Genomic DNA, 12,444 nt, shown 5'->3' on the forward strand with positions numbered 1-12,444 from the left:
GCCGTGTATCGGCGACGCCATGGACGGTTACGTCGGTGCCCGGACGGCACGAGGGACGCGGACCCGAGGACGGCGCCTGGGGGCGCGGCCGTCTTGCCTGATCCGGCCGCTTCTACCCCAGGCTATGCCACCGCGCCGCACAGCGGCGTTCCCGTGTGCCGTCCCGGCGACGCTCCGAAGGCGCCGCCGGGACGCACGGGCCGCTCTCAGTGCGCGATGGTGTCGATCAGCTCGCGGGCGCCCTGGCGCAGCAGCGCGAGGGCGACGGAGGCGCCGAGGTCGGCGGGGCTGAGCAGGCCGGCCCACTCGTGGGCGTTGAGTACGGTCTTGCCGTCCGGGGTGAAGACGCAGGCCCGCAGCGAGAGGTCACCGTTGCGCCGGGCCTTGGCGTAGCCGGCGATGGGTGAGTTGCAGTGGCCCTGGAGGACATGAAGGAACATCCGTTCCGCGGTCGTCTCGCGGTAGGTGTCCGGGTCTCCGAGCTCGCTGACGACATCGATGAGCGTGGTGTCGTCCTCGCGGCACTGCAGGGCGAGGACTCCCGCGCCGATCGGTGGGCACATCGTCTCGGGCGAGAGGATCTCGGTGATCACGTCGGCCCGGCCGATGCGCTCAAGACCGGCGACGGCCAGGAGGATGGCGTCGGCCTCACCCGCGGCGAGTTTCTCCAGCCGGCGGTTGGCGTTGCCGCGGAACGGCACGCATTCGAGGTGCGGGTGGGACGCGGCGAGCTGCGCGACGCGGCGTACCGAGGAGGTGCCGATCCTGCTCCCGGCCGGGAGTTCGTCGAGCGTGAGGCCCCCGGGGTGGACCAGGGCGTCACGGATGTCGTCACGCTTGAGGAACGCCGCGAACGTCGTGCCGGCGGGCAGCGGGCGGTCCGCGGGCACGTCCTTGACGCAGTGCACCGCGAGGTCCGCCTCGCCCGCCAGGAGCGCGGCGTCGACCTCCTTGGTGAAGGCCCCCTTGCCCTCGACCTGCGAGAGGTCGCCCATCCACTTGTCGCCGGTGGTCTTGACCGGGACGACCTCGGTCGCGGTGCCGGGGTGGAGCGCGGCCAGTTCGGCGCGGACGCGCTCCACCTGGGCCAGGGCCATGGGCGAGTCGCGGGAGACGATACGAATGAGTTCTGGGGCGGGCATGCGGTCCACGATAGCCCGTCGGATCAGCGCCCTGACGACCAGCCCTGAGGCCGTCCCGGCGGTACGACGAGCGCCGGGGAGGCCCGACCCCGCGTCCACGCCGCACAGGTGAAAGACCGAGCTCAGACCATGTCCTCCGGCCGCACCACGCGGTCGAAACGCTCGGCGTCGATATAGCCGCTGGCCAGAGCCGCCTCGCGCAGTGTGGTGCCCTCCCTGTCCGCCTTGTGCGCGATGGCGGAGGCCCGGTCGTAGCCGAGCACCGGAGAGAGCGCGGTGACAAGCATCAGGGAGCGGCCGACATAGTCGGCGATCCGGTCCCGGTCGAGCCCGGCTCCCTCGACGCAGTATTCGCGCAGCTTGACACAGGCGTCGCCGAGGATCCGTGCCGAGTGCAGGAAGTTGCCGATGATGATCGGGCGCATCGCGTTGAGCTCGAAATTTCCCTGGGAGCCGGCGAAGGCGATCGCCGAGTCCTCCGAGAGCACCTGGACGCACACCATCACCATGGCCTCACACTGCGTCGGGTTGACCTTGCCGGGCATGATCGAGCTGCCCGGCTCGTTCGCCGGGAGAGTCAGTTCACCGATCCCGCAGCGAGGTCCCGACGCGAGCCACCGGATGTCGTTGGCGATCTTCATCAGTGATACGGCCAGCCCGCGCAGCCCCGCCGAGGCGGCGACCATGGCGTCGAGACCGCCCTGTGCGGCGAACTTGTTGGGCGCCGTGCGGAACGGCTGTCCCGTCAGCTCCGCGATCTCCGCGGCCACGGCCGCGCCGAAGCCGTCCGGGGCGTTGATGCCCGTGCCGACGGCGGTGCCGCCCACGGCCAGTTCATGGAGTCCGGGCAGGGTGGCCCTGACCCGGTCGAGGGCGTCGCCGAGCTGCTGTGCGTATCCGGACCACTCCTGACCGACCGTCAGTGGTACGGCGTCCTCCAGGTGGGTGCGACCGATCTTGACGACGTCGTGCCAGGACCGGGCCTTGGTGTCGATCGCGGCGCGGAGCCGCTCCACGTGCGGCACAAGCCGGCCGCCGATCTCCCGCACCGCCGCGATGTGCATCGCCGTGGGGAAGGTGTCGTTGGAGGACTGGCCCATATTGACGTGGTCATTGGGGTGGACCGGGGTCTTGGAACCGAGTTCACCGCCGACCAGTTGGACGGCCCGGTTGCCGATCACCTCGTTGGTGTTCATGTTCGACTGTGTGCCGGAGCCGGTCTGCCACACGTAGAGGGGGAAGTGCTCGTCGAGTTCTCCCGAGATGACCTCGTCGGCGACGCGGGCGATCAGTCCCGCCTTCCAGCCGGGCAGCCGTCCCGCCCGGCCGTTCACGACCGCGGCGGCCTTCTTGACATAGCCGTACGCGTGGTAGACGGCGGACGGCATCCGGTCGTCGCCGATGGAGAAGTGGATGAGTGACCGCTGGGTCTGGGCTCCCCAATAGCGGTCGGCGGGCACCTCGATCGCGCCCATGGAGTCGGTCTCGCGGCGCCGCCCGGTCGCCGTCAGCCCGATGGGCACATCAAGGATCCGCGGCGGATGCTCCGTGCCGGCCGCGCCGTCCCCGGCGGCCGTCATGTCTCTCCGTCCGGATAGACCGGCTGCCACATCGCGTCCAGCACGGCCTGCACCGGGTCGTCGACCGGCTCCTCGGCCACCGAGTCGGCCATCGCGGCCCGGACCACCGCGACCGCCACCGCGGCCGAGGAGGCCCGCAGGTCGGCGACGGGCGGCAGCAGCGAGGCCCCCGGCTCGCTCACGTCGACCTGTCCCGCGACCGCTTCGGCCGCCGCCAGCAGCATGCCGTCGGTGACCTTGCGGGCCCGGGAGACGATGGTGCCCAGGCCCAGCCCCGGATAGAGCAGCGCGTTGTTGGCCTGGCCGATGATATGGGTCACGCCCCCGTACTCGACGGGGTCGACGGGGATGCCGGTGGTCACCAGCGCCTTGCCGTGCGACCAGGCGATCACATCGGCCGGCATCGCCTCGATGCGTGAGTCCGGATTGGACAGCGGGAAGACGACCGGGCGTTCGGCCGACGCGGCCATCGCCTCGACGATCTCGCGGGTGAAGGCGCCGTGCACGGTGGACGTACCGATCAGGATGGTCGGGCGGGCATGGGACACGGTGTCCAGCAGTGTGATGTCCGCACGGCGGTCGGGAGCCCAGCCGGAGACCTCCGACGCCTTACGGGCGTACGGCTGCTGGAAATCGCGCAGTCCGGTCATGTCGTCGGTGAGCAGGCCCTGTTTGTCGACGAGCCACACCCGGCCGGTGGCCTCTTCCCGGGTGGCGCCGTCGCGCACCATCGCGTCCCGGAGCTGGTCGGCGATGCCCACTCCGGCGGTACCGGCTCCGAAGACCACCAGGCGCTGCTCCCGCATCGGTACGCCCGTGACGCGCAGCGCCGAGAAGACGCCCGCGATGCTGATGGCGCCGGTGCCCTGGAGGTCGTCGTTGAAGACGCGCAGACGTCCCCCGTACTGCTCCAGGATCCGGCGGGCATTGCCCGGTCCGAAGTCCTCGAAGTGCAGCAGCGCCCGGGGAAACAGCCGGGAGGCCGTCTCCAAGGAGGTCTTGATGAAGGCGTCGTACTCGTCTCCGCGCCGCCGGGAGTGCCGGTTGCCGAGGTAGAGCGGGTCATTGAGCAGAGCCTCGTTGTCGGTACCGACATCGAGTGACACCGGAATCGTCCGGGAGGGATCCACCCCCGCGGCGGCGGTGTAGACGGCGAGTTTGCCCACCGCGATCTCGATGCCGCCCACACCCCAGTCCCCGATTCCGAGGATCTCCTCGGCGTCCGTCACCACGATCAGGTCGACGTCGTCCGCGCCCAGACCGAGCCCCGTGAACGACGCCTCGACGTCCTCGGGGTGGTCGACGGAGAGATACACACCGCGCGGACGGCGGTACTCGTGGCTGTACTGTTCGATGGCCTCGCCCACCGTCGGGTCGTAGACCACCGGCAGCAGCTCGCTGAGATGGTCGAGCAGGACCTTGTAGTACAGGGTCTCGTTGTGATCGTGGAGCTGCTCCAGGTAGATGTTCTTGGCCAGATTGCCGGGCTGCTCCTCCAACTGGCGGTAGGCGCGCTCGGTCTGCTGGTCGAGACTGAGGACCGCCGGGGGCAGCCGCCCGGTGATCCCCAGCTTCCGGCGCTGCTCCCGGGTGAACGCCACTCCGTGATCGAGCGCGGGATTGTCCAGAACGTCCTGCCGGCGTGGGTTCTCGCCCATGGCATCTCCACTGGAGTAGGCGCGTCCGTCCCCCGGTACGCGGGCGCCTCACTGGATCACTCGGCCGTACCTCACCAGTAAGTCTAGGCAGGGGGAAGGGACATCGCACTCGCGGGAAGGAGGGCCCGCCGCGCACCGCCGGCCGGGGGACGGGCGGAAAGGCTCGCACCACGGCGCCGCCGTCGACGGCGGCGCGGCGGGTGAACGCCGTCCGTCACCGTCCAAACACCTGACGTGACTTCACGGCGCGGTGCTGATCGCCGCGCCTGCCACGCGCCGCCGGCCCACGGCACAGCGGCCGGTCAGGCCGTGCGCCACTTCTGGTTGGACGACCCCTTGCAGGTCCAGAGCTGCAGTTTGGTTCCGCTCGCGGTGCCCTTGTCGAGGACGTCGACACACTTGTCGGCCGCACGGTTCACCAGATCACCGGCCGCGGCCAGATAGAACTGCTGCCCGGGGCCGCCGTTGCAGGTGGCGAGCTGGATGGCGGCGCCGCTCTGCGTGGAGCCGCCCGCCACATTCATGCACATCCCGAGGGAACGCACGGTGCCGTCGGACTGGAAGGACCACTTCTGGTTGTCCTGCGGGGAACAGGTCCAGATCTGCAGCCTGGTCCCTGATCTGCCCTTGCCGTTCTGGGAGTCAGTGACATCGATACAGCGGCCGGAAGCGGCGCCCACCAGCAGCACTCCGGGAACGGTGGTGCCGGCGGGCTGGTCCCGCGTCTGGTTCGCCGGCGCGTCCTGCGCGGACTTGGCGCCTCCGCCGGAGCCGCCGGACGCCGGGGACCGCGTCTGCTGCTGTCCCTGGTCCCCGGCCGGGGAGTTCGTCGCGGTGTGCGGGCTCTCCTCGGCCACCGCGCCGCCGGGCGCCGGCGCCCGGCCGCCCGGAGCCACCGGGACGAACGGTCCGCCTGCCCAGGGCGCGGGCGCCGAGTCCCGCTCCCGGCCCGGTGCGGCCGGGCCGTCCGGCTTCCCGGACGGGGCCGGCGAGACGGTGACGGTGGCCCGGCCGTCCGGTGTCGCGACGGCCACCGCGCTGCTCGGCTCCGCCTGATCCGAAGTCAGGTCGATGCTCGCGAGCAGCGGCAGTGTCATGGCGCCGGCACCGGTCAGGGCGGCCGCCGCGGCCGTCGTGGCCCACACCCGTGTGCCCGGCAGCAGACCGCGCCGCGGGACGGTGGGACGCCGGGCGAAGGTCTCGGCGAAAGGCGCCGTTTCCGGGTCGCCGGACCGTCCGGAGTTCGGTGTGTGGGGCAAGGACGGCACGTCGGGCTCCAGAAGGATCTGATCGGACGAAGCGGGTGGTGCCCCGAGGATCTCCGTCGTCACCGGTGCCGCTCCACGCACATTGGGAAAACGGTTGGTTAACACGGTCTCCACACGCTTCCGGTTCGTCATGATCAAGCCATGGATGCGCAGTTGAGAGCGGTGTTCGCTCGGAAACACAACACACGACCGGCACCTATCCTCCTCTCGTCCGTACGTCACATCTCGATCGAATCCGGGGGCTGAGGCCGTGAGCCGCATCGACCGCGACCGCGTTGACGAAGTCCCGCCGGCGGCCACCGCGCTGCCCGCCGCGGACCGCGCCCTCGCTCTCCTTCTCGCCGAGCGGGACAGCCTGCGGCACTATGTCGCGGGGCTGATGGGCCGGGACGCCCATGGCGCCGAGGACGTCGTCCAGGAGACCCTGCTGCGCGCCTGGCAGCTCACCGCACGGCTGGACTGGCACGAACGGCCCATCAGGATGTGGCTGTTCCGCGTGGCCCGCAATCTTGTGATCGACACACGGCGCAAGGACCGGTCGGTGCCGGTGGGGATCTCGGCGGCGGACTTCGCCTCGGCGGCCCCCGCGCATGTGCCCGACCACGCCGAACGGATCGGTGACCGGTGTCTGCTGGTCGCCGCGCTGCGCACCCTCGACCCGCCTCAGCAGGAGGCAGTCGCCCGCGTCCATCTGCTCGGCCAGCCGGGCGCGGATGTCGCCCGGCTGCTCGGTGTGCCGAGGGGCACGGTCAAATCCCGTACACACCACGGCGTACGGGCGCTCCGGACAAAGCTGGCGGAGTTCTCCGGGAGCCCGGTCGGGGCCGAGACCGAACGCAGGATCGGATCCGGAAGCGAGGTCGCCGCATGAGCGCGCCGAGTGGAGGGCTGACCCAGTGGCTCGGACTCGCCGGGATCCTGATCCTGGTGGTCGCGCTGACCCACTGGCTGGTCCGGCGGCAGGGCGGCTGGCGAGTGCTGCGCCGTCGCGTCGGGCGCCAGGCGCGGCTCACCGCCGAGGCGTTCACCGCGCCCGTCCGGGCGCAGCTTCGCTACCGGCGGCGGTTGCGCCTGCTCACCCGGCTGCTCAGGGACCGGTCCGGCTGGGCCGACGCGGAGCGGGCCGTACGTCGCGCTGCCGGGCTGCGTCCCGGATTCCGGCCGTACGGGGCGCTGCTCGGGCCCGACCGGGTCGGCGTGCTGGTCGCGGGGGTCGCGGAGAGCGGCCGGGCCGAACTGCCTAATCCATGGGCGGCGGACGAGGCGGAGCCCCGCCTCTGGTGGATCACCCGTGCCGACCTGGCGGCTCCCGGCCCGGACGCCGAGCCGGAGACCGGGGCGCCGCTGCTGTGCTGCGCCGGGACCGACGGACGGCACGCCGTATTCCTGGACCTGCTCACGGGCCCCGCCACGGTGTCCGTCTTCGGCGTCCCCAGAACGGCCCGCGCGGTGGTGCAGTCGCTCGCGGCGCAGCTCGACGCGCGCCTCCCGGCGGGCTCCGTCGAGGTCACGTCGGGGGTGCACCAGCACCACACGGGACGGACGACCGCCGATGTGCTGGCCGCGCCCGGCGGCATGTTCGCCGTGTGCGCCGAGCCGCCAGGGAGCCGGCTGCCGGACGGACTGCGGCTGTTGTGCCTCGGCGCGGGCCGTGACCGGGCGCGGCTGCTGGAGGCCGGTTCTGACGGGCTGTTGGAGATACACGGAGCCGCGCCTTCGCTGCGCGTAGACTCCCTTCCGCTGGCGCGGGCGGTGGTACGGGCCCTGCGCGGACTGCCGCCGTATCCGGCAGACGGCGAGGGCGGCGCGCCGGGCGGCACCGCTCTCCCGGCGGCCGGTGCGGCTTCCGCCGTCCATGACACGGCGCCGGACGTGCCGGACGAACTCGGTGAGGACGCCGCCCCGGCCGGTGCGGCGGGCGTCTCCGCCGCGGCGGGGACCTCCGGCGCCGGCGGACGGCGCGCCGCCCCGGCCGGAGCGCCGTCCCGGGCGACGGCGCCCGCGCCGTCGGGCGACGACGACCTGGCGGAACCCGTGGAGTCCGGCGGCGCCGGGGTCTCGGCGGCCGGCGCGGCGCCGGCACCCTGAGCCACCGGCGCCTCGGGGACTGTCCGGCGGTCCGGTACGCCGACAGGGCCGAGGCCGCCACGCCACCGCCCGCCCGCCCGCGACAAGGGCCGGCCGACACGGCTCGGCACACCGCTCCGTCCGCCGCCACGGGGCAAGCGGCGTCAACGATCAGCGCACCAAGGGGAGACGTGAACCTCACCATCACCACCGTCGACAGCGCGGACGGCGTTCGACGCGATCATCTGCTGCGGCTGCCGCCGCAGGCCACGGTCGGCGACATCGCCGACGCCGTGGCGGGGCCGGGACGGACGCTCTACCGGGGCGCCGACCGCCTCGACCCGGCGACCGCCGCGGCCGGTGCCGGTCTGCGCAGCGGGGCCCTGCTCGGGATCGGCGGCCCGGCCGCCGGGACCGACCTGGTACGGCTGCCGGCCGGCGGAGCGGAACCGGTCCTGGCCGAGCTGCACGCGGTGTCGGGACCGGGTGCGGGACGGACCTGGCGGCTCGGGCAGGGAAGCTACGAGATCGGTTCCGACCCGCTGTGCGCGATCCGGCCGGCCGGCGCCGTGCCGGACGGGGCCGTGGACGGCGTACCGGAGCGCGGCCTGTGGGTGACGGTCCGCGCGGACGGTTCCGCGTACTGGCACCGTACGGCCGGGGAGCCCGGCGACGCGGTGCGCGGCAGGACCGTGCAGCCCCCGCCGGACGACGCCGTCACCGCGGCCGGCCGGGTCCCGCGTCCCGAGCCGGTCCCCACCGCCTCCGCCGCGGTGAGCCCGGGCGGCACCCCGTGGCCCGCCGGGGAGGACCTGACCGTCGGTCCCACGCTGCTGCGGCTCACCGCCCCCGTCGAGCCGGACGCGGCGGTCACGGAGTCGGCCGACGGTTTCGGTCTCGACTACAACCGGCCGCCGCGTATCGCACCGCACCTCGACGGTGACCGGGTACGGCTGCCGCAGCCGCCGTCCGCCTCTGCCAAGCGGCCGTTCCCGGCGCTGATGATGGTGCTGCCGATCGTGCTCGGCCTCGTCATGGTGTGGGTCTTCAATTCGTACTACTTCCTGGTCTTCATCCTCTTCAGCCCGCTGATGCTGGTGTCCAACTGGGTGACAGGACGCCGCTCGGGGCGGAAGCTGCACGAGGAGGCCGAACGCCGCTACACCCAGCGGCGCACCGCCCTGGAGAAGGAGATCCGGGAGGCGGTCGCGCGGGAACGGCGGATCAGGGATGTCACGGGCCCGGACCCGGCCGCCGCGGCGCTGACCGCCACCGGCCCGGGCGGCCGGCTGTGGGAGCGGCGCAGGCACGACCCGGACCATCTGGTCCTGCGGCTGGGCACCGCCGACCAGCCGTCGCTGAAGGAACTGGAGGACCCGGCCAGGGAGGAGAACCACCGCACGGTCAGGTGGAACATCCCCGATGTCCCGGTCGGCGTGGACATACCGGCGCACGGCGTGGTCGGGGTGGCCGGCGCGGGGCCGGACGTACGGGGCCTGGCGCGCTGGCTGGTGATCCAGTCGGCTGTCCTGCACAGCCCGCGCGACCTGCGGATCGTCGTCCTGACCGAGCAGGACCGGGCGGCCGGCTGGGACTGGGTCCGCTGGCTGCCCCATCTGCGCCCGGCCGGGACGGACGGTCCCGCCGCCGCGCCCGCGGTCCTGCTCGGGAACGACAGCGCGTCGACCACCGCCCGGGTCTCCGAGCTGGTCTCACAGATCCAGTCCCGCCGCCGTGCCATGGGCAACGCGAGCCGGCCGGAGATACCCGGCCCCGACGTCCTGGTGATCGCCGACGGCGCGCGGCGGCTGCGGGATGTGCCGGGCATGGTCCAGATCCTCACCGAGGGACCCGGCGTTCGTGTCTTCAGCGTGTGTCTGGACGACCAGGAGCGGCTGCTGCCCGAGGAGTGCACCGGTGTGGTGCTCGCCGGCGGCGGACTGCTCACCGTGAAGCGTCCCGGTATGCCCGACATCCCGGCGGTCCGCGCGGACCAGGTGCGGGCCGACTGGTGCGAACAGCTCGCCCGCGCGCTGGCGCCGGTACGCGACGTCAGCCCGGAGCACGACGCCGGACTGCCGCAGCGGGTGCGGCTGCTGGACCTGCTGGACCAGGAACCGCCCAACGCCGGGGCCCTGCTGGAGAGCTGGCGGCGGCGGCCCGCCACCACGTCCTTCGTGCTCGGCACCGGCTTCGACGGGCCGCTCGTACTGGACCTGGTGCAGGACGGCCCGCACGGGCTGGTCGCCGGCACCACCGGATCCGGCAAGTCGGAACTGCTCCAGACGTTCGTCATCTCGCTCGCCGCTGTGAACCGGCCCGACGAGCTGACCTTCGTGCTGATCGACTACAAGGGCGGCAGCGCCTTCAAGGAGTGTGCCGAACTCCCGCACACCCTGGGCATGGTGACCGACCTGGACGCCCATCTGGTGGAGCGGGCGCTGGCGTCCCTGGGCGCCGAACTGCGCCGGCGCGAGCGCGTGCTGGCCTCGGCCGACGCCAAGGACCATGTCGAGTACCGGGCCAAGCGCGCGGCCGACCCCTCGCTGGCGCCGCTGCCCCGGCTGCTGCTGGTGATCGACGAGTTCGCCACACTGGTGCGCGAGGTGCCGGACTTCGTGCCCGGTCTGATCAGCATCGCGCAGCGCGGCCGGTCGCTGGGCATCCATCTGATCCTCGCCACCCAGCGCCCGGCGGGCGTCGTCACCGGCGACATCCGCGCCAACACCAATCTGCGGATCGCGCTGCGGGTCACCGACCAGACGGAGAGCCACGACGTCGTCGACACCAAGGAGGCCGTCGACATCTCACCGCGCACCCCGGGACGGGCCGTGGTGAAACGGGGGCCGCGCCTGGCCGAGCCCTTCCAGACCGCCTGGGTCGGCGCCGAGCGGCCGGCACGCATGCCGGAGGAGACCGCCGCCGTGCCCGGTGCGCGCGCCGAGGTGCGGTCGGCCGAACTCTCCTGGGAGGCCCTCGGACGGCCGGCGACACTGCCCGAGACGGCCGAAGTGACCACAGGGGCCCCGTCCGCGCCCGCTCCCACCGATCTCCAGGCCCTGGTCATGGCCGTCCGGGAGGCGGCGGACGGCCTGGAGGACTTCGCCGAGCAGAGCAGCCCCTGGCTGCCGCCGCTGGACCAGGAAGTGCTGCTCGACGACCTGGAGCCGCTCTCGGCGAACCGCCCGCTGCTGATCCCGTACGCGCTGGAGGACGTGCCGGAGTTTCAGCAGCGGCGGCTGGCCGTCGCCGACCTCTCCTCGTTCGGTCATCTCTATGTGATCGGGGCGCCGCGCTCCGGCCGTACGCAGTTGCTCCGTACCCTCGCCGGCTCCGCCGCGCGCGTCGCGAGCTGCGCGGACGTGCACATGTACGGGATCGACGCGGGCGGTGGCGGGCTGGCCGCGCTGACCGCGCTCCCGCACTGCGGCAGTGTGGTCTCCCGGCACGACATCGAGCGGCTCGGCCGGCTGCTGCGCCGGCTCACCTCCGAGCTGACGCATCGTCAGGACCTGGCCGGTGAGCGGAGCGCGACCGGGATCACCGAGCTGCGCCGGCTGCTGCCCAAGGCCGAACGCCCGCCGCACATCATGCTGTTCATCGACGGCTGGGACGCCCTCGCCGGGGTCCTCGACGACCACGACCACGGACAGCTCGTGCAGGAGGTGACCCGGCTGATCCGCGAGGGCGCGGCGGCCGGCATCCATGTCGTCGCGACCTCGGAGCGGGCACTGCTCGGCGGACGGCTGGCGGCGCACAACGACCACAAGCTGCTGCTGCGGCAGGGCGACCGCAGCGACTACCAGGCGGCGGGCCTGAAACTGGGCAGAATCCCGGCGGCGATACCGGCCGGGCGCGGCTGGCATGTGCTCACCGGCACCGAGACCCAGGTGGCGCTGCTCGCCCCGGGCGGGGGCACCGAACAGGTCGAGGCGCTGCGGGCGATCGGCCGCGAGGCGCGCAAGCGGGACAGCCGGGTGGCCGGGGAACTGCGGCCGTTCCGGGTGGAGTCGCTGCCCCGGTCGGTGGAGTTCGCGGAGGCCTACGACAAGGTGCCCGAGGGATCCCGGCGCCCGATGTGGGGGCTGCTGGGGCTGGGCGGGGACGACGCGGGTCCGGTGGGCGTCGATCTCGCCGCCTCCTCCTCGGTCTTCGCCGTCCTCGGCCCCGCAGGTTCTGGGCGCAGCAACGCCCTGGCCGCGCTCGCGGTCTCGCTGCTGGCGGGCGACACCTCGCTGGTGGTGCTGACACCACGGGAGTCGCCGCTGCGGGCGCTGGCACGGCACGCCCGGGCGCGGGTGCTGACCGAGTCGGATCCGTCGGCGGAGGCGGTACGGGAGGCGCTCGACGCGCTGCCCGGCCCGCGGGTCGTCCTGATCGACGACGCCGACCTGCTGATGACGCCGGCCGCTGACAAGGTGTTGCGGGAGATCGCCCTGTCCGGCCGGGACCAGGGCCTGGGCCTGGTGTTCGCGGCGTCGGCGGACGGTCTCCAGTCGGGTCTGAGCGGCTGGACGACGGCCGCCAGGAGGGCACGCCGGGGGCTGCTGCTGGCCCCGAAGAACCTGGCCGAGGGCGATCTGACGGGGCTGCGGCTGTCGCCCAGCGTCATCCGGTCGATGACCCAGCCGGGGCGGGCCTGGACGGCGGGTCCCGGCGGCGCGGCCATGGCCGTACAGGTGCCGCTCACGGTGCTGCGCCCCGCGCAGTGACGCGCTGACCCGGCCGG

The 12,444-nt window shown here is 73.0% G+C and carries 7 protein-coding genes; 3 read left to right on the forward strand and 4 right to left on the reverse strand.

Annotated features, from left to right (window positions below):
• Positions 1–206: 206 nt before the first annotated feature.
• From hemC to ABZ707_RS17830, 4 genes are all read right to left on the reverse strand, one after another.
• On the reverse strand, positions 207–1,142 hold the full coding sequence (gene hemC / locus ABZ707_RS17815; protein WP_360175091.1) for a hydroxymethylbilane synthase: 936 nt from the start codon (positions 1,140–1,142) through the stop codon (positions 207–209).
• Between the two features lie 122 nt (positions 1,143–1,264).
• Positions 1,265–2,722, reverse strand: coding sequence for a class II fumarate hydratase (gene fumC / locus ABZ707_RS17820; protein WP_360175094.1), 1,458 nt, complete (start codon positions 2,720–2,722; stop codon positions 1,265–1,267).
• A complete protein-coding gene (locus ABZ707_RS17825) occupies positions 2,719–4,380 on the reverse strand; it encodes an NAD-dependent malic enzyme (protein ID WP_360175097.1) in 1,662 nt (553 codons plus the stop codon). The genes fumC and ABZ707_RS17825 overlap by 4 nt, the downstream gene beginning before the upstream one ends.
• A gap of 302 nt (positions 4,381–4,682) precedes the next feature.
• Positions 4,683–5,711 (reverse strand): ricin-type beta-trefoil lectin domain protein, encoded by a 1,029-nt coding sequence (locus ABZ707_RS17830; protein WP_360175100.1) that lies wholly within the window; start codon positions 5,709–5,711, stop codon positions 4,683–4,685.
• 187 nt (positions 5,712–5,898) lie between these two features.
• Between ABZ707_RS17830 and ABZ707_RS17835 the strand changes: the two genes are divergently transcribed.
• The 3 genes from ABZ707_RS17835 to ABZ707_RS17845 all read left to right on the forward strand — a co-directional run bounded on the left by ABZ707_RS17835 (position 5,899) and on the right by ABZ707_RS17845 (position 12,427).
• Positions 5,899–6,519: a sigma-70 family RNA polymerase sigma factor gene (locus tag ABZ707_RS17835; RefSeq protein WP_360175103.1), complete on the forward strand. Its 621-nt coding sequence runs from the start codon at positions 5,899–5,901 to the stop codon at positions 6,517–6,519.
• Complete coding sequence (locus ABZ707_RS17840; protein WP_360175106.1) at positions 6,516–7,736, forward strand: hypothetical protein; 1,221 nt, start codon at positions 6,516–6,518, stop codon at positions 7,734–7,736. Before ABZ707_RS17835 ends, ABZ707_RS17840 begins: the two co-directional genes overlap by 4 nt.
• Positions 7,737–7,906: 170 nt before the next feature.
• Positions 7,907–12,427: an FtsK/SpoIIIE domain-containing protein gene (locus ABZ707_RS17845; protein ID WP_360175109.1), complete on the forward strand. Its 4,521-nt coding sequence runs from the start codon at positions 7,907–7,909 to the stop codon at positions 12,425–12,427.
• The last annotated feature ends 17 nt before the right edge of the window (positions 12,428–12,444 follow it).

The organism is Streptomyces sp. NPDC006923 (assembly GCF_040635655.1).
GTDB lineage: Bacteria > Actinomycetota > Actinomycetes > Streptomycetales > Streptomycetaceae > Streptomyces.